The organism is Streptomyces sp. MH60 (assembly GCF_002939385.1).
GTDB lineage: Bacteria > Actinomycetota > Actinomycetes > Streptomycetales > Streptomycetaceae > Streptomyces.
The window spans coordinates 23,070-45,276 of record NZ_MULI01000048.1; the positions used below are offsets into that span (position 1 = coordinate 23,070).

The 22,207-nt window shown below is 71.1% G+C and carries 26 protein-coding genes and 4 tRNA genes; 7 read left to right on the plus strand and 23 right to left on the minus strand.

All coding sequences use genetic code 11. The annotated features are described in order from the left end of the window. Positions 1 to 92: 92 nt before the first annotated feature. From BZZ08_RS25425 to BZZ08_RS25455, 7 genes are all read right to left on the minus strand, one after another. Positions 93 to 941, minus strand: a complete 849-nt coding sequence (locus BZZ08_RS25425; RefSeq protein ID WP_104634579.1) for a DUF1396 domain-containing protein — start codon at positions 939 to 941, stop codon at positions 93 to 95. 189 nt (positions 942 to 1,130) lie between these two features. Then, positions 1,131 to 1,988 carry a hypothetical protein gene (locus BZZ08_RS25430; RefSeq protein WP_104634580.1) on the minus strand — a complete coding sequence of 286 codons (858 nt, stop codon included), beginning with the start codon at positions 1,986 to 1,988 and terminating at the stop codon, positions 1,131 to 1,133. A 159-nt stretch (positions 1,989 to 2,147) separates the two neighbouring features. Continuing rightward, positions 2,148 to 2,873, minus strand: coding sequence for a 50S ribosomal protein L1 (rplA, locus tag BZZ08_RS25435; RefSeq protein WP_104634581.1), 726 nt, complete (start codon positions 2,871 to 2,873; stop codon positions 2,148 to 2,150). A gap of 111 nt (positions 2,874 to 2,984) precedes the next feature. After that, the gene (gene rplK / locus BZZ08_RS25440; protein WP_003974315.1) at positions 2,985 to 3,419 is read right to left on the minus strand and encodes a 50S ribosomal protein L11; all 435 of its coding nucleotides are present in this window, start codon (positions 3,417 to 3,419) and stop codon (positions 2,985 to 2,987) included. Positions 3,420 to 3,599: 180 nt separating this feature from the next. After that, positions 3,600 to 4,466 carry a transcription termination/antitermination protein NusG gene (gene nusG, locus BZZ08_RS25445; RefSeq protein ID WP_104634582.1) on the minus strand — a complete coding sequence of 289 codons (867 nt, stop codon included), beginning with the start codon at positions 4,464 to 4,466 and terminating at the stop codon, positions 3,600 to 3,602. 80 nt (positions 4,467 to 4,546) lie between these two features. Then, a complete protein-coding gene (gene secE, locus BZZ08_RS25450; RefSeq protein ID WP_104634583.1) occupies positions 4,547 to 4,831 on the minus strand; it encodes a preprotein translocase subunit SecE in 285 nt (94 codons plus the stop codon). 108 nt (positions 4,832 to 4,939) lie between these two features. Beyond that, positions 4,940 to 5,012 (minus strand) — tRNA-Trp (locus BZZ08_RS25455). A gap of 240 nt (positions 5,013 to 5,252) precedes the next feature. On the opposite strand from BZZ08_RS25455, the gene BZZ08_RS25460 reads away from it, so the two are divergent. Next, positions 5,253 to 6,479, plus strand: coding sequence for a pyridoxal phosphate-dependent aminotransferase (locus BZZ08_RS25460; RefSeq protein WP_104634584.1), 1,227 nt, complete (start codon positions 5,253 to 5,255; stop codon positions 6,477 to 6,479). A 124-nt stretch (positions 6,480 to 6,603) separates the two neighbouring features. Then, positions 6,604 to 7,635: an adenosine deaminase gene (locus tag BZZ08_RS25465; RefSeq protein WP_104634585.1), complete on the plus strand. Its 1,032-nt coding sequence runs from the start codon at positions 6,604 to 6,606 to the stop codon at positions 7,633 to 7,635. A gap of 43 nt (positions 7,636 to 7,678) precedes the next feature. Here the strand turns inward: BZZ08_RS25465 and BZZ08_RS25470 are convergent, their stop codons facing one another. After that, positions 7,679 to 8,284: a TetR/AcrR family transcriptional regulator gene (locus BZZ08_RS25470; protein WP_104634586.1), complete on the minus strand. Its 606-nt coding sequence runs from the start codon at positions 8,282 to 8,284 to the stop codon at positions 7,679 to 7,681. A 133-nt stretch (positions 8,285 to 8,417) separates the two neighbouring features. On the opposite strand from BZZ08_RS25470, the gene BZZ08_RS25475 reads away from it, so the two are divergent. After that, the gene (locus tag BZZ08_RS25475) at positions 8,418 to 9,050 is read left to right on the plus strand and encodes an NAD(P)-dependent oxidoreductase (protein ID WP_104634610.1); all 633 of its coding nucleotides are present in this window, start codon (positions 8,418 to 8,420) and stop codon (positions 9,048 to 9,050) included. Between the two features lie 52 nt (positions 9,051 to 9,102). On the opposite strand, the gene BZZ08_RS25480 is transcribed toward BZZ08_RS25475, so the two are convergent. The 9 genes from BZZ08_RS25480 to BZZ08_RS25520 form a co-directional block, all read right to left on the minus strand. Further along, complete coding sequence (locus BZZ08_RS25480) at positions 9,103 to 10,158, minus strand: UDP-N-acetylmuramate dehydrogenase (RefSeq protein WP_104634587.1); 1,056 nt, start codon at positions 10,156 to 10,158, stop codon at positions 9,103 to 9,105. A 109-nt stretch (positions 10,159 to 10,267) separates the two neighbouring features. Continuing rightward, on the minus strand, positions 10,268 to 10,648 hold the full coding sequence (locus BZZ08_RS25485) for a DUF3291 domain-containing protein (protein WP_104634588.1): 381 nt from the start codon (positions 10,646 to 10,648) through the stop codon (positions 10,268 to 10,270). A 217-nt stretch (positions 10,649 to 10,865) separates the two neighbouring features. After that, positions 10,866 to 12,347, minus strand: a complete 1,482-nt coding sequence (locus BZZ08_RS25490; protein ID WP_104634589.1) for an MFS transporter — start codon at positions 12,345 to 12,347, stop codon at positions 10,866 to 10,868. A 109-nt stretch (positions 12,348 to 12,456) separates the two neighbouring features. Continuing rightward, positions 12,457 to 13,029 carry a TetR/AcrR family transcriptional regulator gene (locus tag BZZ08_RS25495; protein ID WP_104634590.1) on the minus strand — a complete coding sequence of 191 codons (573 nt, stop codon included), beginning with the start codon at positions 13,027 to 13,029 and terminating at the stop codon, positions 12,457 to 12,459. A 280-nt stretch (positions 13,030 to 13,309) separates the two neighbouring features. After that, the gene (locus BZZ08_RS25500) at positions 13,310 to 13,777 is read right to left on the minus strand and encodes a MaoC family dehydratase (RefSeq protein WP_104634591.1); all 468 of its coding nucleotides are present in this window, start codon (positions 13,775 to 13,777) and stop codon (positions 13,310 to 13,312) included. Positions 13,778 to 13,784: 7 nt separating this feature from the next. After that, positions 13,785 to 14,237 carry a MaoC family dehydratase N-terminal domain-containing protein gene (locus tag BZZ08_RS25505; protein ID WP_104634592.1) on the minus strand — a complete coding sequence of 151 codons (453 nt, stop codon included), beginning with the start codon at positions 14,235 to 14,237 and terminating at the stop codon, positions 13,785 to 13,787. 107 nt (positions 14,238 to 14,344) lie between these two features. Beyond that, complete coding sequence (gene rpmG, locus BZZ08_RS25510; protein ID WP_003948671.1) at positions 14,345 to 14,509, minus strand: 50S ribosomal protein L33; 165 nt, start codon at positions 14,507 to 14,509, stop codon at positions 14,345 to 14,347. 90 nt (positions 14,510 to 14,599) lie between these two features. Continuing rightward, positions 14,600 to 14,672 (minus strand) — tRNA-Met (locus BZZ08_RS25515). 46 nt (positions 14,673 to 14,718) lie between these two features. After that, a tRNA-Thr gene (locus BZZ08_RS25520) sits at positions 14,719 to 14,791 on the minus strand. A 234-nt stretch (positions 14,792 to 15,025) separates the two neighbouring features. Between BZZ08_RS25520 and BZZ08_RS25525 the strand changes: the two genes are divergently transcribed. Beyond that, on the plus strand, positions 15,026 to 16,384 hold the full coding sequence (locus BZZ08_RS25525) for a hydrolase (protein WP_104634593.1): 1,359 nt from the start codon (positions 15,026 to 15,028) through the stop codon (positions 16,382 to 16,384). A gap of 89 nt (positions 16,385 to 16,473) precedes the next feature. Next, on the plus strand, positions 16,474 to 17,130 hold the full coding sequence (locus tag BZZ08_RS25530; protein WP_104634594.1) for an SDR family oxidoreductase: 657 nt from the start codon (positions 16,474 to 16,476) through the stop codon (positions 17,128 to 17,130). 49 nt (positions 17,131 to 17,179) lie between these two features. Here the strand turns inward: BZZ08_RS25530 and BZZ08_RS25535 are convergent, their stop codons facing one another. Together BZZ08_RS25535 and BZZ08_RS25540 are read right to left on the minus strand one after the other, a co-directional pair. Further along, entirely contained in the window at positions 17,180 to 17,398 is a 219-nt protein-coding gene (locus tag BZZ08_RS25535; protein ID WP_104634595.1) for a hypothetical protein, read from the minus strand. A 125-nt stretch (positions 17,399 to 17,523) separates the two neighbouring features. Then, positions 17,524 to 17,605, minus strand: a tRNA-Tyr gene (locus BZZ08_RS25540). Between the two features lie 235 nt (positions 17,606 to 17,840). Between BZZ08_RS25540 and BZZ08_RS25545 the strand changes: the two genes are divergently transcribed. Then, positions 17,841 to 18,329: a YajQ family cyclic di-GMP-binding protein gene (locus BZZ08_RS25545; RefSeq protein WP_059299986.1), complete on the plus strand. Its 489-nt coding sequence runs from the start codon at positions 17,841 to 17,843 to the stop codon at positions 18,327 to 18,329. 70 nt (positions 18,330 to 18,399) lie between these two features. Here BZZ08_RS25545 and BZZ08_RS25550 read toward each other — a convergent pair whose 3' ends face one another. Then, entirely contained in the window at positions 18,400 to 18,666 is a 267-nt protein-coding gene (locus BZZ08_RS25550; RefSeq protein WP_104634596.1) for a GlsB/YeaQ/YmgE family stress response membrane protein, read from the minus strand. A 140-nt stretch (positions 18,667 to 18,806) separates the two neighbouring features. Between BZZ08_RS25550 and BZZ08_RS25555 the strand changes: the two genes are divergently transcribed. Beyond that, complete coding sequence (locus BZZ08_RS25555; protein WP_104634597.1) at positions 18,807 to 20,051, plus strand: APC family permease; 1,245 nt, start codon at positions 18,807 to 18,809, stop codon at positions 20,049 to 20,051. 29 nt (positions 20,052 to 20,080) lie between these two features. Here the strand turns inward: BZZ08_RS25555 and BZZ08_RS25560 are convergent, their stop codons facing one another. From BZZ08_RS25560 to htpX, 3 genes are all read right to left on the minus strand, one after another. Then, positions 20,081 to 20,674: an SMI1/KNR4 family protein gene (locus BZZ08_RS25560; protein ID WP_104634598.1), complete on the minus strand. Its 594-nt coding sequence runs from the start codon at positions 20,672 to 20,674 to the stop codon at positions 20,081 to 20,083. A 96-nt stretch (positions 20,675 to 20,770) separates the two neighbouring features. Beyond that, positions 20,771 to 21,187 carry a YccF domain-containing protein gene (locus BZZ08_RS25565; RefSeq protein WP_104634599.1) on the minus strand — a complete coding sequence of 139 codons (417 nt, stop codon included), beginning with the start codon at positions 21,185 to 21,187 and terminating at the stop codon, positions 20,771 to 20,773. Then, a complete protein-coding gene (htpX, locus tag BZZ08_RS25570; protein ID WP_030145418.1) occupies positions 21,184 to 22,047 on the minus strand; it encodes a zinc metalloprotease HtpX in 864 nt (287 codons plus the stop codon). Before htpX ends, BZZ08_RS25565 begins: the two co-directional genes overlap by 4 nt. Between the last annotated feature and the right edge of the window lie 160 nt (positions 22,048 to 22,207).

Genomic DNA, 22,207 nt, shown 5'->3' on the forward strand with positions numbered 1-22,207 from the left:
GGTCTTTGGCTTCTGTGGAAGCGTACGTGAACGGGGCAGTGTCAAGCAAATCCGCCCCCGCGGCGACCCGGGCGGACCGGGCGCACAGCGCCTCAGCCCTGCTCGGCGCCCTTCATCATCTCGGCCAGGTCGGCGGTCTCCGCGGCCGGCGGGGCGGTGACCTTCACGGGCTCGTTGAAGCCGAGGAAGGTGATGGTCATGTCCAGCGGGCCCTTGTCGGCCTCGCCGCGCATGCGGAACTGCTTGGTCTGGTCGTCACCGTCGACCCACATGTCCATCGTGAGCTTGTCGACGCCCATCTTCTCGTACTGCTCAAGGCTCTTCTGGCGCTTGTCCTGGGTGGCCTTGTCCTCGTCGCCGATCGACTTCTCCAGGTCGGCGAGGGTGACCGTGCCCTTGTAGTGGGTGGTCTTCACGCCGTCGACGGTCTCGGTGCCGACCTTCTCGACGTCCTTGGCCCCGGTGAGGAAGGTGGACTCGGTCGCCGGGTTCTTGTCGGCCTGGGAGGCGCCGCCGAGCTGGTTCAGCTCCTCGTCGGCGCCCATCGCGGACATGTCGAACTTGATCCAGCTCTTGCCGTCCATCTCCTTGGCCGCCTCGGGGCCGCCGCCGATGTACAGGGCCTTGTCGACGAGCCGGATCTCCGCGGTGCCGTCGGCCCCCTGGTCGAGCGCCGTCATCTTCATGCTCATCGCGAGGGTCGGCTTGATCTGCATCTCGGCCTCGGCCTTGACCCGGCCCTCCTCGGGGACCTTGCCGGTCATGCGGTAGCGGAGGGAGTTGATCTCCTCCGTGTTCTTCGCCGCCTTGGCGACGGCCGCCGCGGGGGTCATCTCCGGGGACTCGGAGGCGTTGTCCTCCTTGGAACAGCCCACCGCCCCGGCGGCGAGCAGCAGCGCGGCCAGTCCGGCGCCGACGGGCACACGTACGGAAGTCTTCATCGGTATCCCCCCACGGGATTCACGGAGCAAGGAGCACGGGAGCGTGAAGGGGCACAGGAGACGCACCGCCGCTCCACAGCAGTTCTTTGCGGTTCTTTGGAACAAGGACGCGAGCTTAGCCGAAACGGTTCGAACGATCTTGTGATTTCCCCGGCCCGGTCCGTCCGTCCCGGTCCACCCGGTCCGGCCCTAGCTCCCCTGTGACGCCAGCAGTTCCTTGAAGTCCGTCGTGTCCGCGGCCGGTGGGCGCGCGGCGGGGACCGTGACGCCGTAGTCGCTGTAGTACGCGGTCTGGGTCAGTTCCCCGGTCTTCGTGCGTCCCCGCTCGACCTTCTTGACCAGCAGGTCCCGGTCGTCGACCCAGATGTCGACGGTCTGCTCGGTGCTCCCGCCCACCGTGCCGGACCAGTGCGTGGTGCGCCGGCCGCGCGTCGTCTCCTCGCCCACCTTGCGCACGTCCCCGGCCGTCAGCAGCAGCTTCACCGCCTGGTTGGGCGTGGTGCTGCGCATCTGGTCGGCGAATCCGGCACCCGCGCCGCCGTCGAGGTCCTCCAGGTCCTCGTACACGTACTTGATCCAGTGCCGGCCGGCCAGCCGCTCGGCGAACTCGTCGCCCATCCTGGCGTAGTAGGCGTCGGGCAGGTACCGGGCCTCCATCGCGGTGGTGCCGAGGCGGCGCATGGTCTCGGCGGTCGTACCGCCCGTGTAGGTGATCGTCAGGGTGCCGGTGAGGCCGTCGTCCCAGCCGAGGGCGCCCTCGGCCGCCAGGGACAGCTCGCGGCCCATCACGGTCGTGGACTCCACCCGCGCCGACCCCGCCCGCCCGGTGGCCCGCTCGACGGCCCGCAGGGCGTCCGCCGAAGGACCGGTGAGGGCCGGAGGCCGGGAGGACGGCGGAGCGGAGGCGGAGGGCGCGGCCGAACCGGCCGGGCCGGTGGACTCGCCGGAGCCGCCGGGTCCGCCGGCTCCGGTGCAGGCGGTGGAGCACGCCAGCGCGGCCGACACCGCGATCGAGGCGGCCGTACGGCGTGCCGTCGTACCCGTCATCCACCCACCCCTTGCGCCCCGTACGGCTCCTGCGCCCCGTGCGCGGGTCCGTTGCCCGCACGCTAACCCAGGGCGCCGGAAAAGGGGACGGGCCAAAAGGGACGGGCCCCGCACCTCGAAAGGTGCGGGGCCCGTGAACCGGTGGGGCGAGCCGTCGGCTCAGACCGCGGCCGGGTCCTCCTCGACGAGGAGGTTGCGGGTGCGGTTGGAGTCGAGCGGAATGCCGGGGCCCATCGTGGTGCTGAGGGCGGCCTTCTTGATGTAACGACCCTTGGCGGCGGACGGCTTCAGACGGAGGATCTCCTCCAGCGCCGCGCCGTAGTTCTCCACCAGCTTGGTGTCGTCGAACGACGTCTTGCCGATGATGAAGTGCAGGTTCGAGTGCTTGTCGACGCGGAACTCGATCTTGCCGCCCTTGATCTCGGTGACGGCCTTGGTCACGTCCGGGGTCACGGTGCCGGTCTTCGGGTTCGGCATCAGACCACGGGGACCGAGCACGCGGCCGAGGCGGCCGACCTTGCCCATGAGGTCCGGGGTGGCGACGACGGCGTCGAAGTCCAGACGCCCCTTCGACACCTCGTCGATCAGCTCGTCGGCGCCGACGATGTCGGCGCCCGCGGCACGCGCGGCCTCGGCACGGTCACCGGTCGCGAAGACCAGGACCCGGGCGGTCTTACCGGTGCCGTGCGGGAGGTTCACGGTGCCACGGACCATCTGGTCCGCCTTGCGCGGGTCGACACCCAGACGGAAGGCGACCTCGACGGTGCCGTCGAACTTGGACGTGGAGGTCTCCTTGGCGAGACGGACGGCCTCGAGCGGGGCGTAGAGCTTCTCCCGGTCGATCTTGGCGTCCGCAGCGCGGAGAGACTTGCTGCGCTTGCTCACTACTGCTCCTGTTGGCTTCTGAGGAGTCGTGGTGCGGGCCGAGCAGGCCCTGCCACACTGTCCTGACCTCGCGGCTACCGCCGCGTGGCTGCTTGCTTACGGGGTGGAGGGTCAGCCCTCGACCGTGACGCCCATGGAACGCGCGGTACCGGCGATGATCTTCTCCGCCTGGTCCAGGTCGTTGGCGTTGAGGTCGGGCATCTTGGTGGTGGCGATCTCACGGACCTGGTCACGCGTGATCTTCGCGACCTTGGTCTTGTGCGGCTCGCCGGAGCCCTTCTCCACGCCCGCGGCCTTGAGGATCATCTTGGCGGCCGGCGGCGTCTTGGTGATGAAGGTGAAGGAACGGTCCTCGTAGACCGTGATCTCCACCGGGATGACCCAGCCGCGCTGCGACTCGGTCGCGGCGTTGTAGGCCTTGCAGAACTCCATGATGTTGACGCCGTGCTGACCCAGCGCGGGGCCGACCGGCGGAGCCGGGTTCGCGGCACCGGCCTGGATCTGGAGCTTGATGAGCCCCGTGACCTTCTTCTTCTTGGGAGGCATAGCTCTCCGGGTCCTTTCGATTCGGGTCCTGCCCGCGTTCGGGAGCTACCCGGACACAGGCATACCGCACAACGATAACGGGTATAGATGCGCGGCCAAAAACCGAGCAGGTCAGACGCCGCGTGAGCGGTCGCCTGACCTGGTCGGAAGCAGTACGTCCAGAGAGGTACCGGTGAGGTACTAGTTCTTCTGGATCTGGTCGAAGCTCAGCTCGACCGGGGTCTCGCGACCGAAGATCTCGACGAGGCCCTTGACCTTCTTCGAGTCGGCGTTGATCTCGTTGATGGTGGCCTGCAGCGTGGCGAACGGACCGTCGGTGACGGTGACCGAGTCGCCGACCTCGAAGTCCAGGACCTGGACCTCGACCTTGCGCTGCGGAGCCGGCTTGCCCTCGGCCTCGGCGGCCTCGCGGGCGGCCTTCTCCTCGGCCTCCGGGGCGAGCATCTTGACGATCTCGTCCAGGGTCAGCGGGTACGGGTCGTAGGCGTTGCCGACGAAGCCGGTGACGCCGGGGGTGTTGCGGACGACGCCCCAGGACTCGTTGGTGAGGTCCATGCGGACCAGGACGTAACCCGGCAGCTTGTTCTGGCGGATCGTCTTGCGGTCGCCGTTCTTGATCTGGACGACCTCTTCCTGCGGCACCTCGGCCTGGAAGATGTAGTCCTCGACGTTGAGCGAGACGGCGCGCTGCTCGAGGTTGGTCTTCACGCGGTTCTCGTAACCGGCGTAGGTGTGGATGACGTACCACTCGCCGGGCAGGACGCGCAGCTCCTGGCGGAGCTTCTCGATCGGGTCGAGGTCGGGCTCCTGGGCCTCGGCCTCGGCCTCGGCTTCGGTCTCGTCCGTCTCCGCGTCGGCCGCCTCGGCGGTCTCGTCCGCCTCCGCGTCCGCCGCGTCCTCGTCCGTCTCCGCGACGACCGTGTCGTCGGCAGCCTCGGCCTCGGCGGAGGCCTCGGTGTCCTCGTTGTCGGCGCCCTCGACGGTGCCGAGCTCGTCCTCGACGGACTCGACCGGCTCGATGGCGTCGTTCACGTTCGGGTCAGACACTGTGGCTGCTTCTTCCTGGATACATAGGGGTGGAACACGCGAAAGGGGCGCCGGGTACCTCGGCGCCCTTCGCTCTCGACTCAGCCGAAGACGTACTTGGCGGCGTGAGAGAAGCCATAGTCAATCAGAGTCACCAGGCCGATCATGATGACCACGAAGATGATCACCACGGTGGTGTACGTCGACAGCTGGTTGCGGCTGGGCCAGACGACCTTGCGCAGCTCCGCGACGATCTGGCGGTAGAAGAGCGCGAGCCGCTTCAGCGGGCCCTTCTTGCCTCGCTTGCCGCCCTTGCGGGACTTCTTGGAGTCCGGCGCCTCGTCCTGGGCATCAGGCATGTCGATGGAGCCCACGGCGTCCGTCACTCGTCCTCACCTGATTCCGGGTCGTGGCCGTGCCGCGCCCGGTTGGAGCCGCACGGCGGTGCATTGCTGTACGTACATGCGCACACATCCTGGCGATGGTGTGTGTAGCAGGGCCGGAGGGACTTGAACCCCCAACCGCTGGTTTTGGAGACCAGTGCTCTACCAATTGAGCTACGACCCTTTGTTCGTCCCCCAACGTACCGCATACGCCCGGATGCTCGGTGTGCACCGGGTGATCGCGGGCCGCTGAAGGCCAACGAGGTGAGAGTGTACGTGCTCACGGGCCGGGCGTCGAACAGAAAGCGCGTCCGGACTGATGTTCAGGGTGTGGCCCGGACTGGAGTTCAGGTCCTGGACCGGTCCGGGTTCAGTCCGTGAAACCCCTGTGCCCGGGAGGTTTCCGGTCTGGAACGATGGGGTCATGAGCGCTGCAACCCCTCCCACCGAGCGCCGGGTCTCCGCCCGAGTCGGCGCGATCTCCGAGTCCGCGACCCTCGCCGTGGACGCCAAGGCGAAGGCCCTCAAGGCCGCCGGACGTCCCGTGATCGGCTTCGGCGCGGGTGAACCCGACTTCCCGACGCCGGACTACATCGTCGAGGCCGCCGTCGAGGCGTGCAAGAACCCGAAGTTCCACCGCTACACGCCGGCCGGCGGGCTGCCCGAGCTGAAGGCCGCCATCGCCGCGAAGACGCTGCGCGACTCCGGCTACGAGGTCGACCCGTCGCAGATCCTCGTCACCAACGGCGGAAAGCAGGCCATCTACGAGGCGTTCGCCGCGATCCTCGACCCGGGCGACGAGGTCATCGTCCCGGCGCCGTACTGGACCACGTACCCCGAGTCGATCCGGCTGGCCGGCGGCGTCCCGGTCGAGGTGGTCGCCGACGAGACGACCGGCTACCGGGTGACGGTGGAGCAGCTGGAGGCCGCGCGCACCAAGAAGACCAAGGTCGTCCTCTTCGTGTCGCCGTCGAACCCGACGGGCGCGGTGTACAGCGAGGCCGAGACCGAGGCGATCGGCACGTGGGCCGTCGAGCACGGCCTGTGGGTGCTGACCGACGAGATCTACGAGCACCTCGTCTACGGCGACGCCTTCTCGGTGTCCCTGCCGGCGCTGCTGCCCGAGCTGCGCGACAAGTGCATCGTGGTCAACGGCGTGGCGAAGACCTACGCGATGACCGGCTGGCGGGTCGGGTGGGTGATCGGCCCCAAGGACATCGTCAAGGCCGCGACCAACCTCCAGTCGCACGCCACGTCCAACGTGTCCAACGTCTCCCAGGCGGCGGCGCTGGCCGCGGTCTCCGGCGACCTGGAGGCGGTGGCGAAGATGCGGGAGGCCTTCGACCGGCGCCGCCAGACCATCGTGCGGATGCTCAACGAGATCGACGGCGTGCTCTGCCCGGAGCCCGAGGGCGCGTTCTACGCCTACCCGTCGGTGAAGGCGCTGCTCGGCAAGGAGATCCGCGGCAAGCGTCCGCAGGACTCGGTCGAGCTGGCCGCGCTCATCCTGGAGGAGGCCGAGGTCGCCGTGGTGCCGGGTGAGGCCTTCGGCACGCCGGGGTACCTGCGGCTGTCGTACGCGCTCGGGGACGAGGACCTCGTCGAGGGCGTGAGCCGGATCCAGAAGCTGCTGGCGGAGGCGCGGGACTGACCGTCCTCCTCCCCCGCAGGGCCACACCGGAACGTTCCGGTGTGGCCCTGTTTGTTTGTGCGAGCAAGACCACGTACGGGGAAAGTGCTGTCGGGCCGGGCGTGTCGTACGGCAGGATCACCAGATGGAGCGTGTACGTGATGTCTCTGAACTGCCCAAGGCCCATCTCCACCTGCACTTCACCGGGTCGATGCGGCCCACCACCCTGCTGGAACTGGCCGACAAGCACGGCGTGCGGCTGCCCGAGACGCTGACCGAGGCGCTGGGCCGCGGGGAGTCGCCGAAGCTGCGGGCGACGGACGAGCGGGGCTGGTTCCGCTTCCAGCGGCTGTACGACGCGGCGCGGTCGTGCCTCCAGGAGCCCGAGGACATCCAGCGGCTGGTCCGGGAGGCCGCGGAGGAGGACGTGCGGGACGGGTCGGGGTGGCTGGAGATCCAGGTCGATCCGACGTCGTACGCGCCGCGGCTGGGCGGGCTGATCCCGGCGCTGGAGATCATCCTGGACGCGGTGGAGACGACCGTGCGGGACACCGGGATCGGGATGCGGGTGCTGGTCGCCGCGAACCGGATGAAGCATCCGCTGGACGCGCGGACGCTGGCGCGGCTGGCGGTGCGGTACGCGGAGCGGGGCGTGGTCGGCTTCGGGCTGTCGAACGACGAACGGCGCGGGATGGCCCGGGACTTCGACCGGGCGTTCGCGATCGCGCGGGACGGGGGGCTGCTGAGCGCGCCGCACGGCGGTGAGCTGACCGGTCCGGCGTCGGTGCGGGACTGCCTGGACGACCTGGACGCGGACCGGATCGGGCACGGCGTGCGGGCGGCGGAGGACCCCCGGCTGCTGAAGCGGCTGGCGGACCGGCAGGTGACGTGCGAGGTGTGCCCGGCGTCGAACGTCGCCCTGGGCGTGTACGAGAAGCCGGAGGACGTGCCGCTGCGGACGCTGTTCGAGGCGGGGGTGCCGATGGCGCTGGGCGCGGACGACCCGCTGCTGTTCGGGTCCCGGCTGGCCGCCCAGTACGAGATCGCGCGCGAGCACCACGGGTTCACGGACGCGGAGCTGGCGGAACTGGCGCGCCAGTCGGTACGGGGGTCGGCGGCACCCGAGGACGTGAAGGCGCGGCTGCTGGCCGGGGTGGACGACTGGCTGACGGCTTAGGCGAGACGCCGGGCCCCGGCTGCGGGTGGGGGTGGGGCGGGGGTCAGCGGAGTCCGTCGAGCAGCGTCCGGGACAGGCGGCGCGCGAACGTGTCGACCGGCGGGCGTACGCCGGTCGGGGTCGCGTCGTACGCGAACGCCCGCTGCGCGCACGCCCCCAGCAGGAGCGACGCGGCCGCGAAGGTGTCCGCGTCGCTCCTGACGCGACCCGCCGCCTGCTCGGCCCGCAGGTAGGCGTCGAGGCCCTCGATCGGCAGGTGCGGCCCGGTGCCCAGCTCGCGCATCGCGTCGTCGTGCCGGCGCTTGAGCTGGGTCTGCGCGTGCAGCGACGCGGCGATCGGGAAGCTCTGTTCGTAGAAGAGCGCGGCCTGGCGGGCGATCTCCGTCAGGTTGTCCTCGAGCGGGGCCCGTCCGGGTTCGGCCGCGAGGCCCCGGAGCAGGGGGGTCAGCCGCGGCAGCCGTTCGGACAGCACCCGGATGAAGAGCTCCTCCTTGCTCGCGAAGTGCTTGTACAGCGCCGCCTCGGAGCAGCCGGCCACCCTGGCGATCTCCTTCGTGGTGGCACGGGCGAGCCCGACGGTCCGCATCAGCTCGTGGGCGGCGTCCAGGATGCGTTCCCTGGCCGGTTTGGCGGACGGCGTGGCCGGCATGGCTGCTCCCGTCGGGCTTGACTAGTGGGTGAGTACTTACTCACTCTAGAGGAGACCAGGGTGAGTGAGTACTCACCCACCGACCACCGAGCGCGCCGGACTCGGCCGCGCCGCCGGAACGGAGAAGTACGCCATGAAACTCACCGTCTTCGGTGCCACGGGAGGCATCGGTCAGGAGATCGTCCGGCAGGCGCTCGACGCCGGACACGAGGTCACGGCCGTCGTACGGGACCCGGCGCGGCTGCCGGTGACCGGCGCACGTCTGGAGGTGTTCCGGGCGGACCTGGGCGACCCCGCGGCGGTGCGGCCCGCGGTGGCCGGCCGGGACGCCGTGCTGTCCGGGCTGGGCGCCCGCCGCCGCGCCGACGCCGGGGTCGCGGCCAGGCTGACCCGTACGGTCCTCGACGCGATGGAGGCGGAGGGCGTGCGCCGGCTGCTGGTGGTCAGTGCCGCTCCGGTCGGGCCGGAGCCGGCGGGCGCGGGGCTGCTGGACCGGGCGGCGCGCGGTGTCGTCTCCGCCGTGCTCAAGGACGTCTACACCGATCTGCGCGCCATGGAGGCGGAGCTGGCGCGCAGTGCCACGGACTGGACGGCCGTGCGGCCGCCGCGGTTGCAGGACAAGCCGCTGACCGGCCGGTACCGGACGGTGATCGGCGGCTTCCCGCCCAAGGGCCGTTTCGCGGGCCGCGCCGACGTCGCCCACGCCATGCTCGCCATGACCGAGGACGCGGGGACGGTGAAGCAGGGCGTCGGGGTGGCCTACTGAAGCCGTGCGGCCGGGAGAGGCGTCCCGGCGCCACGGGGGTTCCGGCGGCCGGTCACAGGCTCACGCCGACCGTCACCGGTTCGTTGACCAGCGTGACCCCGAAGGCCTCGTGGACCCCGGCGACGACCTCGCGGGCCAGCGCGAGCAGGTCCTCGGTGGTCGCCTCGCCGCGGTTGGTGAGGGCGAGGGTGTGCTTGGTGGAGATGCGGGCGGGGCCGGTGCCGTACCCCTTGGTGAAGCCCGCCCTGTCGATCAGCCAGGCCGCGGAGGTCTTGACGCGGCCCTCCCCGGCCGGGAAGGCGGGCGGCTCCACGGCGTCGCCCAGGCGCTCGGCGACGCGCGAGCGGAAGGCGGCGAACTGCTCGTCCGTGAGGATCGGGTTGGTGAAGAACGACCCGGCCGACCAGGTGTCGTGGTCCTCGGGGTCCAGCACCATGCCCTTCCCGGCGCGCAGCTTCAGCACCGTCTCCCGGGCGGCCGTCAGCGGCACCCGGTCGCCCGCCTCGACACCGAGGGCGCGGGCCGTCTCGGCGTAGCGCAGCGGCGCGGAGAGACCGCCGGCGTCCTCCAGCGCGAAGCGGACGCGCAGGACGACGTACCGCTCGGGCTCGGCCTTGAAGCGGCTGTGGCGGTAGGAGAAGGCGCAGTCGGCGTTGGACAGGGCGACCGTCTCACGGCTCCTGCGGTCGTAGGCGGTGACCTCGGTGATCGTGGCGGACACCTCCTGGCCGTACGCCCCGACGTTCTGGATCGGGGTCGCGCCCGCCGAGCCGGGGATGCCGGCCAGGCACTCGACGCCCGTCAGGCCCGCCTCGACGGTGCGGGCGACGGCGTCGGTCCAGATCTCCCCGGCCGCCAGCTCCAGCGTCGTGCCGTCGAGGCGCAGGCCGCGGGTGGCGATGTGCAGGGCCGTGCCGTCGAAGCCCTTGTCGCCGATGACCAGATTGGACCCGCCGCCGATCAGCAGCAGCGGGGTCCCGGTGTCGTCGGCCTCGCGGACGGCGGCGATCACCTCGGCGTCGGTGGTGGCCGTGACCAGCCGGGTCGCGGGCCCGCCCAGGCGGAAGGTGGTCAGCGGGGCGAGGGGAGCGTCGTGGAGTTCCTGCACGCGCTCAAGACTACGAGACGGCACCGACAGCCCCGGGCAGCGGGAACACGGGCGACGCCCCGACCGGTCGGCCGGGGCGTCGTCGCGGGTGCGCGCGTACGCGGGTGCGTCACGTCAGGCGTCTGCGCACCTCCGCCCAGCTCACCGGGAGTTCGTCGCTGGACGCGGGCCAGGAGGCGAACTTCGCGTCCCGCATCTGCGCCGACAGTCCGCGGGAGGTCGGCGCGTGGGTGCCGGAGCGGGCGAAGGTCTTGAGGGCGTCGGGCGACTCCCAGGCGGAGAGCGTCCAGAAGGTCCGCTTGAAGGGCTCCGCCTTCAGGGAGGCGCCGTACGCTCCGGGCGCGCTGCCCACCTGCCGCCACACGCCCGGCGTGCGCACCAGGAACCTCAGCGCTCCCCACAGGGTCCGGGTCTCGAAGCGGGAGGCGAAGACGTGGACCTCGGTGGCCCGAGGAGGGCGGTTCGGCACGGTCCAGGGAAGGGTGGGCATGTCGTACTCCTCTCGTGTCCTGTGCGTTCGTGTGTGGTGCGTTGTCTGTCGGGCGTTTTGCGTTGTGTGTGGTGCGTTGTCGTGGGTCTTGCGTTGTGCGTTGTGCGTGGTGCGTCGTGCCTCGTGCGTTGTATGTGGCGCGTCGTGCCCCGTGCGTTGTGTGTGGTGAGTTGCGCGTCGCGCCTCGTGCGTTGTGGCGCGTTCCGTGTCGTGCGGCTCAGTGCGGGGCCGTCGGGGCGAGGGCCGGTTCGGATGCCGGGGCCGGCTCCGTCGCCGGTGCGGCCGAGGGTCCCCGGCCCCCGTCGCCGGTGCGGCGGCGCGCCGGGATCACCAGGGCCGCGACGCCGCCGAGGGCCACCACCGCGCCGCCCACGGCGACCGCGGGTCGCAGTCCGTCCACGAAGGACTGCGCGGACTCGTAGCCGCCCTGCGCGGCGAAGATCGACGACATGACCGCGATGCCTAGCGCGCCGCCCACCTCGCGCAGCGCGTTGTTGGCGCCGGAGGCGATGCCCTGCTCCTTCGCGGCGACGCTGGACATCACCAGCGCGGAGGCGGGGGCGAAGTAGAGGGCCATACCGATCCCGCTGACGATCAGACCGGGCAGCTGGATCGCGTAGGAGGCGTCGGCCGTGATCACGGAGGCGAGGTAGCCGAGGCCGGCCGCCTGGAGGAAGAGTCCGGCCGCGACGACCGGGCGGCCTCCGATCCGGTCGGAGAGGATGCCGGCGATCGGCGCCACCAGCATCGGCATACCGGTCCAGGGCAGCATGCGCAGGCCCGCCTCGGTGGGCGAGTAGCCGAGCACGCCCTGCATGTACTGGCTGAGCAGGAAGATCGAGCCGAACATCCCCAGGAACATCAGCAGGCTCGCCGCGTTGACGCCGGCGAACGCACGGGAGCGGAACAGCCGCATCGGCAGCATGGGGTTCTTGGCGCGGGTGCTGTAGAGGACGAAGCCGGCGAGCAGCGCGGCCCCGGCGAACAGGGCGGTCAGCACCACGGCGCCGGTCCAGCCGTCGGCGGGTCCGCGGACCAGGCCGTAGACGATGCCGAAGAGTCCGCCGCTGGCGAGCACGGTGCCGGGTATGTCGAGCGGGGCACCGGTGCCGTGCGACTCGGCGAGGCGGAGGCGGGCGAGGGGCAGCAGGGCCAGGCCCAGCGGAACGTTCAGCCAGAAGATCAACTGCCAGGAGATGTGCTCGGTGAGGCTGCCGCCGACCAGCGGCCCGGAGGCCACGGCGAGCCCGTTGACGGCACCCCAGATGCCGTACGCCATCCCGCGGCGTTCGGCGGGTACCGCGGCCGTGAGCAGGGTCAGCGTCAGCGGCATCATGATCGCCGCACCGACGCCCTGCACCGCGCGGGCGGCGATGAGCGAGTCGATGCCGGGCGCCAGGGCCGCGGCGGCGGAGGCCCCGGTGAAGACGGTGAGGCCGACCAGGAAGAGCCTGCGGCGGCCGAAACGGTCACCGAGGGCCGCGCCGAACATCAGGAGGACGGCGAAGGTGAGCGTGTAGGCGCTGACGGTCCATTCCAGGTCGTGCAGCGCGCCGCCCAGGTCCTCGCGGATGGAGGGCAGGGCGGTGGTGACGACGAGGTTGTCCAGGGCCGCCATGAAACCGGCGACGCTGGTGATGACGAGGGCCCAGGCCGCTCCCCCACCCCGAGCGTTCCGACGTACTCCGAGCTGTGACATCTCTCCCCCAGAGGGTGTTCACTTGTCGTGACAGATTAGTGATCGATGACTAACTTTCACGGGCGTGCGGAAGCGGGCGCACCCGCCCCCTCACCCCCCTTGCGCACTCCTACGCGTCGCCCCGGCCGGGCTTGGGCTGCGCCGAGTCGTAGAGGCCCCCATAGACGCGGTGACCCGGCGGGAACCCCATGCCCACCAGGGTGTTGATCAGCATGCCGTACGCCAGGAAGGTCGTCGTCTGGCCGATGTCGGCCCCCAGGGGCAGGTGCACGGTGTCCCAGAGTTCGAGCCAGCCCTTGCGCACCATCTCGCCGAACTCGTGGTCCCCGGCCGCCTCGGCGGCGGCGACGGTGACGTACACCTGCAACTGCATCTGGAGCTTCTCGGGGTCGTCGGCGATCAGCCGGTTGTAGGCCTCGGCCATGGCATGCAGCGCCTCTTCGCCGTGCAGGCCCTCGGACGTCTTCTCGAAGAGCTCGCACATGTCCCGCAGGCAGCGTTCCGCCGCCGCGAGGAAGATCGCCTTCTTGCCCGGGAAGAGGCGGAAGAGGTACGGCTGGGAGACCCCCACCCGCTTGGCGATGGTCTCCGTAGAGGTGCCGTAGTACCCACCCTGTGCGAACTCGCTCGTCGCCGCGCGGATGACGCTCTCGCGCCGTTCCGCCGCACTCATCCTGACCATGGGAATGAAGTTAGTGCTCAATCACTAACTTCGTCAAGGGGAGGCGAGCGCAGGACGTGGCGGAGGTAACCCGGAAGGGCGCGCCGGGTCGGTGCGGCCGCCGTGGGACGGTTCGGCTGCCGGCGGTCCCGCACGCGTGACCAGGGCCCGAACCGCTCCCCACGACCGGCGGACGCACCCGGCTCCGCCCTGACCGACCGGCCGGGGCACCGGGCGCGGTCGGCCACGCCATCGACGTTCCGGGTGGCCGCTTCACGATGAGGACCGTACGAGAGCCGGGTCAGCCCAGTCGTACGACCGCCCGGGACATGCCGAGGACCTTCTGGCCGCCGCTGGTGGCCGTGAGGTCGACGCGGACGGTGTTGTCGTCGAGCTTGGCCGCCACCTTGCCGGTGACCTCGATCACGGCGCCCCGGTCGTCGTTCGGTACGACGACGGGCCTGGTGAAGCGGACCCCGTACTCCACGACCGCGCCCGGGTCGCCGGTCCAGTCGGTGACCACGCGGATCGCCTCGGCCATGGTGAACATGCCGTGCGCGATGACGTCCGGCAGGCCCACCTCCTTGGCGAACTTCTCGTTCCAGTGGATCGGGTTGAAGTCGCCGGAGGCGCCCGCGTACCGCACGAGCGTGGCCCGGTCCACGGGGAAGCTCTGCGCGGGCAGTTCGGTGCCGACCTCGACGTCGCTGTACGCGATCCTCGCCGCCGGGGGACGCGTCGAGTGCGTCGGGTCCGTCGCATGCGTCATGGGGTGCTCACGCCTCCTCGGCCGCGCGGGCCACAAGCTTGGTCCAGGCGGTCACGACGTGCTCGCCGGCCTCGTCGTGGACCTCGCCGCGGATGTCCAGGATGTCGTTGCCGGCCATGGACTTGATCGCCTCGATGGTCGAGGTGACGGTGAGCCGGTCACCGGCCCGCACCGGACGGGCGTAGGCGAACTTCTGGTCGCCGTGCACCACCCGGCTGTAGTCCAGCCCGAGCTGCGGGTCCTCGACGACCTGACCGGCCGCCTTGAACGTGATGGAGAACACGAAGGTCGGCGGAGCGATCACGTCCGGATGGCCGAGCGCCTTCGCGGCCTCCGCGTCGGTGTACGCCGGGTTGGCGTCCCCCACCGCTTCCGCGAACTCGCGGATCTTCTCCCGGCCCACCTCGTAGGGCGCGGTGGGCGGATAGGTCCGCCCCACGAACGACTGGTCGAGCGCCATGGGCTCGCAACCTCCTGCTGCTCTTCGTATCCGTGTCGACGAGCGACGGTGACAACGACACGAGGCCGCCCCCAAGCTTCGGGGACGGCCTCGTGTACGAGCCTGTTCTATCGCGTCTCGCGGTGCGCGGTGTGCGCGTTGCAACGCGGGCAGTGCTTCTTCATCTCCAGTCGGTCCGGGTTGTTACGCCGGTTCTTCTTGGTGATGTAGTTCCGCTCCTTGCACTCCACGCAGGCCAGCGTGATCTTCGGGCGGACGTCGGTGGCAGCCACGTGAGTGCACTCCTTGACGAACGGATTGATGTATTAACGCAGGAAAGAGTAGCCGATTGAAGGACCGACCCCGCAATCGGCTACTGAGAGTAGCGGTGACCGGACTTGAACCGGTGACACAGCGATTATGAGCCGCTTGCTCTACCGACTGAGCTACACCGCTGTGATGCGATCGGGCCCCGCCTCGCGACGGGAACCTCTCACACCAGAGCCCCAAAACGGAATCGAACCGTTGACCTTCTCCTTACCATGGAGACGCTCTGCCGACTGAGCTATTGGGGCGAGCGATGAAGACATTACACGGTCGCCCGCCGTTCGCCCAAATCCGTTTCGCCGACCCTGCCCCGTCCCGTCCCGACCGCCGTGGGACGGGACGGAGGGGTCCGAGACGACGCGGACCGCACCGGTACGACTATTGCGCTCCTCCGCGCCACGGGCTGATCACCGTCCTAGGCTCGTCTCACTCTGCGTGATCTTGCGTCCCCCACTGCGCAGCCCCGAGCCCAGAGGAGCGCGATGCCCGACAGCCAGCCGCAGCCGCCCCACTCGCCCTCCCCCTCGGACCCCGCCGACCACGGCTCGCTCCTGCTCTCCGGGGCACGGCTCACCGACGGCCGGACCGTGGACGTACGGCTCCACGGCGGCCGCATCGAGGCGGTCGGCACGGCCGGCAGCCTGACCCCGCGCCGCGCCCTCGGCAACCTGCCCCCGGGACGCGCGCCCGGCCCACGCCCCGGCCCCCGCCCCGGCGGCCACCTCGACCTGGGCGGCTACCTGCTGCTCCCGGCCCCGGCCGATCCCCACGTCCACGCCGACACGGCACTCACCGCCGACGTTCCCGGCCCCGTCTCCTACCAGCCCGAGGACGTCCAGCGCCGGGCCACCGAGGCCGCCCTGCTCCAGCTGGGACACGGCGCCACCGCGCTGCGGGCGCACGTGCGGGTGGGCGACGTCGCGGGCCTCGGCGCGCTGACCGCCGTACTGCGGACCCGGCGCTCCCTGCGCGGGCTCGCCGAACTGACCGCGGTGGCGATGCCGAGGGTGCTGACCGGGGTGGCCGGCGCCGACGGGCTGGCGATGCTGCGGGACGCGCTCAAGATGGGCGCCGACGTGGTGGGCGGGTGTCCGGACCTGGACCCCGATCCGGCGGGGTACGTGGAGGCGGTCCTGGAGGTCGCCGCCGAGCACGGCTGCCCGGTCGACCTGCACACGGACGCCGCCGACCCGGCGCGGCTGGCCCGGCTGGCGGCCATGGCGGGCGGGCTGCGCCCCGGAGTCGCCATCGGCCCCTGCGACGGCCTGGGCCGGCTGCCCGCCGACGCGCTCTCCCGGGCCGCGGACCAGCTCGCGGCGGCGGGAGTGAGCGTGGTCTGCCTGCCGCAGGGCGCCTGCGGGACCGTGGACCACCCCGACGGCACGGCTCCGGTACGGCTGCTGCGGGCGGCCGGGGTACGGGTCGCCGCCGGGAGCGGGGCGCTGCGGGACGTGTCCAACCCGGTCGGGCGCGGCGACCCCCTGGAGGCGGCCTACCTGCTGGCCTCGCGCCACGGGCTGCGCCCCGAGGAGGCGTACGACGCGGTGAGCGCGGCGGCACGGTCGGCGCTCGGGCTGCCCGAGGTACGGGTGGAGGCGGGTTTCCCGGCCGAACTCCTCGCCGTGCGCGGGGACCGGCTGGCGGGCGCGCTGTCGCTGGCGTACAGCCGGATCGTGGTGCACCGGGGGCGCGTGGTGGCGCGGACCAGCGCGGTACGGGAGTACGGCGACTCGACCGCCGCGCCGGACCTGGGGCTGCCCCGGCAGGGCGGTGGCGGGCGGGGACGCGGTGACGGGCGCGGCGGGCCCGGCGGTCGCGACGGGCGTGGGGACACGGCCTGAGCGGGAGCCGGGCGGGCGGCGAGCGGGCTTGGCGCGGGGTGGTCGAAGTCGTGCGGCGCGGGCGGTCGTCGAGGCGTACGGTCGAAGGCATGCGCATTGTCATCGCTGGTGGTCATGGTCAGATCGCGCTGCGGCTGGAGCGGTTGCTCGCCGCGCGCGGGGACGAGGTGGCGGGCATCGTCCGCAAGGCGGAGCAGGCCGACGACCTGCGCGCCGCGGGCGCCGAACCGGTCGTGCTGGACCTGGAGTCGGCCTCGGTCGAGGAGGTCGCGGAGCGGCTGCGGGGCGCGGACGCGGCGGTCTTCGCGGCGGGCGCGGGGCCCGGCAGCGGGGTGGCCCGCAAGGACACGGTGGACAAGGCGGCGGCGGTCCTCTTCGCGGACGCGGCGGTCCGGGCGGGCGTACGGCGCTTCCTGGTCGTGTCGTCCATGGGCGCCGACCCCCGGCACCAGGGGGACGAGATCTTCGACGTCTACCTGCGCGCCAAGGGCGAGGCGGACGCGTACATCAGCTCGTTGGACGCCTTGGACTGGACGATCCTGCGCCCCGGTGCCCTGACGGACGACGCGGGCACGGGCCTGGTGCGTCTGGAGGCGCACACCGGCCGCGGCCCCGTTCCGCGCGACGACGTCGCGGCCGTCCTGGCGGAACTGGTCGACACCCCGGCCACCAACGGCCTGACCCTGGAGCTGATCAGCGGTTCGGCGCCGGTGTCGGTGGCGGTGAAGTCGGTGGCCGGGAACTGAGGACGGCGGGGCGACTCGGGGCCCGGGCGCTCACGAAGGCCGGCAGCGGCTAGAAGAGGGGCAGCTGCCCGGGGAAGTCGGGGACGACGTACCCGTCCAAGGACGGCTGCGCCGCACCGAGTTGCGCCGACCGCCGCGAACCGGGACAGGACACGAGCTCACCGCTCTCCCGCGCGCCGGGCGGGTCGTGGCGCGCGTACCGCCCCGCGACGACGGCGATCTCGCGACGGCACTCGGGGCAGATCCTGCGGCGGGAGGACGGGGCCATGACACCAGTCTGCCCGCACCCCGCGAACGGTGAGCGGGGCCCACGCCCCCTCGGGCGACCCAGCTCATGACGAAGGGCCCCGTAACCTGCTGTTGGGCAGGTCACGGGGCCCTTTCGTTCCCGTGTGGCGGCGCCAGGATTCGAACCTGGGAAGGCTGAGCCGGCAGATTTACAGTCTGCTCCCTTTGGCCGCTCGGGCACACCGCCGGGGTTCGCTGCCCGTCGTACCGCTGGTGGGCGGTGCTCCGTGGCAACGACGTAAACAATACCTGATGTGGCGGGGTGCTTCGCCACCCGATTGATCGCCGCCCCTGCCGCGACGGGTGGCTAGGCTTGTCCGGATGCGGCCGAGGACCCCGCCGGGCCCGGCGGCCGCCGACGTATGCCGGTACGGACCCGATACGCGGCCCGACACGCACCCAGATACAAGGAGCCACAGGACATGGCCGACTCCAGTTTCGACATCGTCTCGAAGGTCGAGCGGCAGGAGGTCGACAACGCCCTCAACCAGGCCGCCAAGGAGATCTCGCAGCGGTACGACTTCAAGGGCGTGGGCGCCTCGATCTCGTGGTCCGGGGAGAAGATCCTCATGGAGGCCAACTCCGAGGACCGGGTGACCGCAGTCCTCGACGTCTTCCAGTCCAAGCTGATCAAGCGCGGGATCTCGCTCAAGGCTCTGGACGCGGGCGAGCCGCAGCTCTCCGGCAAGGAGTACAAGATCTTCGCGTCGATCGAGGAGGGCATCTCCCAGGAGAACGCGAAGAAGGTGGCCAAGCTCATCCGTGACGAGGGCCCCAAGGGCGTGAAGGCCCAGGTGCAGGGCGAGGAGCTGCGGGTCTCGTCGAAGAGCCGGGACGATCTGCAGACCGTGATCGCCCTGCTGAAGGGCCAGGACTTCGACTTCGCGCTGCAGTTCGTCAACTACCGGTGAGCTGCTGAACCGGGACGGGAAAGGGTGGGCACCGCGACGGTGTCCACCCTTTCCCGTCCGGTCCGCGCGTTCAGTCGCGCGAATTGCCGAACAGGAGCCGGTAGGCGACCAGGAGCACCAGCGAACCGCCGATCGCCGCCGCCCAGGTGGCGCCGTCGTAGAAGTCCTTGCTGATCGGGTGGGCGAGCCAGCGGGCCGATATCCAGCCGCCGATGAAGGCGCCCGCGATGCCGATGAGGGTGGTGCCGATGAGCCCTCCGGGGTCGCGGCCCGGCAGCAGGACCTTGGCGATGGCTCCGGCCAGCAGTCCGAGGATGATCCAGCTGATGACGGTCATGCCGTGACCCTGCCCTTTCTCTCTGTGCCCACACGGTGCCAGTGCTGCGGGCCGTTCCTCCGCGCGGTGTTCACGTCCCCTTGGTGAAGGGGACGTTCGGACCGCGCCGGGTGGTTGCGCCGATCAGTAGGGTGCGACCCATGACACCTGCGGGTTCGGGGCTGCGTCGCACCCTTGGTCTGGGCGACGCCGTCGTCGTGGGACTCGGTTCCATGATCGGTGCCGGCGTCTTCGCCGCCCTGGCGCCGGCGGCGCGCGCCGCCGGCTCGGGACTGCTCCTCGCCCTCGCCGTGGCAGCCGTCGTCGCCTACTGCAACGCCATGTCCTCGGCCCGGCTGGCCGTCCGCTATCCGGCCTCGGGTGGCGCCTACGTCTACGGGCGTGAGCGGCTCGGGGAGTTCTGGGGATATCTCGCGGGCTGGTCGTTCGTCGTCGGGAAGACGGCTTCCTGTGCCGCCATGGCGCTCACCGTGGGCGCGTACGTCTGGCCGGAGCAGGCGCATGCGGTGGCGGTCGCCGCCGTGGTGGCGCTGACCGCGGTGAACTACGGCGGGATCCGGAAGTCCGCCTGGCTGACGCGCGTGATCGTGGCGGTGGTCCTCGCTGTCCTCGCTTCCGTCGTGGTGGTGTGTCTCGGGTCGGGGCGGGCCGACGCCGGACGGCTGGACGTCGGCCTGTCGGGCGGCGTCGGCGGAGTCCTGCAGGCGGCCGGCCTGCTGTTCTTCGCGTTCGCGGGGTACGCGCGCATCGCGACCCTCGGTGAGGAGGTGCGGGATCCGCGGCGCACGATCCCGCGCGCGATCCCACTGGCACTGGGGATCACCCTGGTGGTGTACGGGGGTGTCGCGGTGGCTGTCCTCTCCGTGCTGGGCCCGGCCGGTCTGGGGCAGGCGACGGCGCCCCTGGCCGACGCGGTACGCGCGGCGGGTGTGCCGGCGCTGGCGCCGGTCGTGCGGGTGGGGGCCGCCGTGGCCGCGCTGGGCTCCCTGCTGGCGCTGATCCTGGGCGTTTCCCGGACGACGCTGGCCATGGCCCGGGACCGTCATCTGCCCGGAGCGCTGGCCGCGGTGCATCCGCGTTTCCAGGTGCCGCACCGGGCGGAGCTGGCCGTGGGCGCGGTGGTCGCGGTCCTGGCGGCGACGGTGGACGTGCGTGGAGCGATCGGCTTCTCCTCCTTCGGTGTGCTGACGTACTACGCCGTGGCCAACGCGTCGGCCTGGACGCTCGGTCCCTCGCGGGTGTCGCGGGTCGTCCCGGCGCTGGGGCTGATCGGCTGTGTGCTGCTCGCCTTCTCGCTTCCGGCGCTGTCGGTCGTCGTGGGTGTGGGCGTGCTGGCGGTGGGTGTGGTGGCGTACGGGGTGCGGGGGCGGCAGGTCCCGCGGTAGCCGGCGGGAGGGGTTCGGCCGGTGTCCCTTCAGGAGGCTGGTGTGGGCGACGTAACCGTCGTCACGGGTCCTCTGCCGGTGCGTATGGGGAAGTCGCCCCACGGGGGCGGTTCCGGGCCCTCGTGGGCCTCCTCGTACCAGCCCGTGCCCTCGACCCAGGCGCGCAGCCAGTCGGCGAGGCTCGGGGCGTCGACGTACCAGGCATGGTCGGCGTCGACGCCGTTGGGCTCGAAGAGGAGGACGGTGGCCTGCGGGGAGCGGCAGTCGACGCACGCGTACATCGCGCAACCCCAGTTGGATATGGGCAGGACACCCTCGGGCCAGGGCCAGTCGGGGTCCTTGGCGCCGCTGTCGCGGTTGGCGAGGTACTGCGCGACGGCGGCGGGCTCGCCCGACGGCGGGCCGTCGAGCAGGGGCAACAGGCCGTACTCGGGGCCGAACCCGCCGTCTCCTATGCGCAGGTACAGCTCGGCGAGCAGTACGGGGAGGGGGAAGCCCAGGGCGGCCTCGGCGCGGGCCGGCGTCGCCCCGTCCACGGGCTCGGGCAGGGAAGCCCAGCCCCACGGGCGGGTGTTCCGCGCTTTGGCGGCCACCCGTTCCAGCAACTGCTCGTTCTCGGTCATGGGTTCATGATGCGGGTCGCCACTGACATCCGGGCGGGCCTGTGGACAACCAGGACGCTGTGGACAACGTGGGCCACGACGGCCCGCGAAGACCCTTCACCAGCCGGTCCGCTGCGACGTCGCCGCAGCGGTGAACGGCTGGTCCGTGCGCACGATCTCGCGCCCCAGCGGGAGCAGCGAGACGGGGATCAGCTTGAAGTTGGCGAGGCCGAGCGGGATGCCGATGATCGTGACGCACAGCGCGATACCGGTGACGATGTGGCCGAGCGCCAGCCACCAGCCGGCGAGGACGAGCCACAGCACGTTCCCGATGCAGGAGGGTGCTCCGGCGTCGCGGCGCTCGACCGCCGTGTACCCGAAGGGCCACAGGGCGTAGACGCCGATGCGGAAGGCCGCGATGCCGAAGGGGATTCCGATGATCGTGACGCAGAGCAGCGCGCCTGCGAGCAGGTAGCCGAGGAACAGCCAGAAGCCGCTGAGCACGAGCCAAATGACGTTGAGGATGGTCTTCACTGCTGACGACCTGCCATCTTTTCGAGCCGGGCGATTCGCTCCGCCATCGGCGGGTGGGTGGAGAACATCTTCGAGAGTCCCTGCCCCGGCCGGAAGGGATTGGCGATCATCATGTGGCTGGCGGTCTCGAGCCGGGGCTCCGGGGGGAGCGGAAGCTGCTTGGTGCCGAGTTCCAGTTTGCGCAGGGCACCGGCCAGGGCGAGCGGGTCGCCGGTCAGCTGGGCGCCGGAGGCGTCGGCCTCGTACTCCCGGGAACGGCTGATCGCCAGTTGGATGACGGTGGCGGCGAGCGGTCCGAGCAGCATGATGAGGAGCATGCCCAGCAGACCGGGTCCGTCATCGTCGTTGGACCGTCCCACGGGGATCAGCCAGGCGAAGTTGACCAGGAACATGATCACCGAGGCGAGGGCACCGGCGACGGAGGAGATGAGGATGTCGCGGTTGTAGACGTGGCTGAGTTCGTGGCCGATGACGCCGCGCAGTTCGCGCTCGTCGAGCAGACGCATGATGCCCTCGGTGCAGCACACGGCCGCGTTGCGCGGGTTGCGGCCGGTCGCGAAGGCGTTCGGCGCCTCCGTCGGTGAGATGTACAGGCGGGGCATCGGCTGGCGGGCCTGGGTGGAGAGCTCGCGCACCATGCGGTACAGCGCCGGGGCCTCGAACTCGCTGACCGGGCGGGCGCGCATGGCGCGGAGCGCGAGCTTGTCGCTGTTCCAGTACGCGTAGGCGTTGGTGCCCAGGGCGACGAGGACGGCGACGACGAGGCCCGCTCGGCCGAAGAAGCTGCCGATGACGATGATGAGCGCGGACAGTCCCCCGAGGAGTACTGCGGTCCTGAGCCCGTTGTGCCGGCGGTGCACGGTACGCCCTCCAAGTCGTGCAGCAGGGGAACCCTTTGCTTGCTGGTCTCGCTCGCTGTGGTTGCTTCCTGGTCTCCGGTGCCACCGGTGCCGTGGGTGACACGTCCAGTGGACCCTTCCGTACTGGTCAACGCCAGGCGAAGGCCACCAGTTCCCCGGG

Excerpts from the sequence above, each read along its gene's own strand:
- BZZ08_RS25505 (WP_104634592.1), bottom strand. The coding sequence starts at position 14,237 with ATGGCGCTCGACCAGTCGTTCGTGGGGCGGACCTATCCGCCCACCGCG.
- BZZ08_RS25465 (WP_104634585.1), top strand. The coding sequence starts at position 6,604 with ATGGAGCGTGTACGTGATGTCTCTGAACTGCCCAAGGCCCATCTCCAC.
- BZZ08_RS25530 (WP_104634594.1), top strand. The coding sequence starts at position 16,474 with ATGCGCATTGTCATCGCTGGTGGTCATGGTCAGATCGCGCTGCGGCTG.
- BZZ08_RS25475 (WP_104634610.1), top strand. The coding sequence starts at position 8,418 with ATGAAACTCACCGTCTTCGGTGCCACGGGAGGCATCGGTCAGGAGATC.
- BZZ08_RS25555 (WP_104634597.1), top strand. The coding sequence starts at position 18,807 with ATGACACCTGCGGGTTCGGGGCTGCGTCGCACCCTTGGTCTGGGCGAC.
- BZZ08_RS25550 (WP_104634596.1), bottom strand. The coding sequence starts at position 18,666 with ATGACCGTCATCAGCTGGATCATCCTCGGACTGCTGGCCGGAGCCATC.
- BZZ08_RS25500 (WP_104634591.1), bottom strand. The coding sequence starts at position 13,777 with ATGACGCATGCGACGGACCCGACGCACTCGACGCGTCCCCCGGCGGCG.
- BZZ08_RS25525 (WP_104634593.1), top strand. The coding sequence starts at position 15,026 with ATGCCCGACAGCCAGCCGCAGCCGCCCCACTCGCCCTCCCCCTCGGAC.
- BZZ08_RS25470 (WP_104634586.1), bottom strand. The coding sequence starts at position 8,284 with ATGCCGGCCACGCCGTCCGCCAAACCGGCCAGGGAACGCATCCTGGAC.
- BZZ08_RS25535 (WP_104634595.1), bottom strand. The coding sequence starts at position 17,398 with ATGGCCCCGTCCTCCCGCCGCAGGATCTGCCCCGAGTGCCGTCGCGAG.
- BZZ08_RS25425 (WP_104634579.1), bottom strand. The coding sequence starts at position 941 with ATGAAGACTTCCGTACGTGTGCCCGTCGGCGCCGGACTGGCCGCGCTG.
- BZZ08_RS25545 (WP_059299986.1), top strand. The coding sequence starts at position 17,841 with ATGGCCGACTCCAGTTTCGACATCGTCTCGAAGGTCGAGCGGCAGGAG.
- BZZ08_RS25495 (WP_104634590.1), bottom strand. The coding sequence starts at position 13,029 with ATGGTCAGGATGAGTGCGGCGGAACGGCGCGAGAGCGTCATCCGCGCG.
- BZZ08_RS25490 (WP_104634589.1), bottom strand. The coding sequence starts at position 12,347 with ATGTCACAGCTCGGAGTACGTCGGAACGCTCGGGGTGGGGGAGCGGCC.
- BZZ08_RS25460 (WP_104634584.1), top strand. The coding sequence starts at position 5,253 with ATGAGCGCTGCAACCCCTCCCACCGAGCGCCGGGTCTCCGCCCGAGTC.
- BZZ08_RS25485 (WP_104634588.1), bottom strand. The coding sequence starts at position 10,648 with ATGCCCACCCTTCCCTGGACCGTGCCGAACCGCCCTCCTCGGGCCACC.
- rplK (WP_003974315.1), bottom strand. The coding sequence starts at position 3,419 with ATGCCTCCCAAGAAGAAGAAGGTCACGGGGCTCATCAAGCTCCAGATC.
- BZZ08_RS25430 (WP_104634580.1), bottom strand. The coding sequence starts at position 1,988 with ATGACGGGTACGACGGCACGCCGTACGGCCGCCTCGATCGCGGTGTCG.
- BZZ08_RS25560 (WP_104634598.1), bottom strand. The coding sequence starts at position 20,674 with ATGACCGAGAACGAGCAGTTGCTGGAACGGGTGGCCGCCAAAGCGCGG.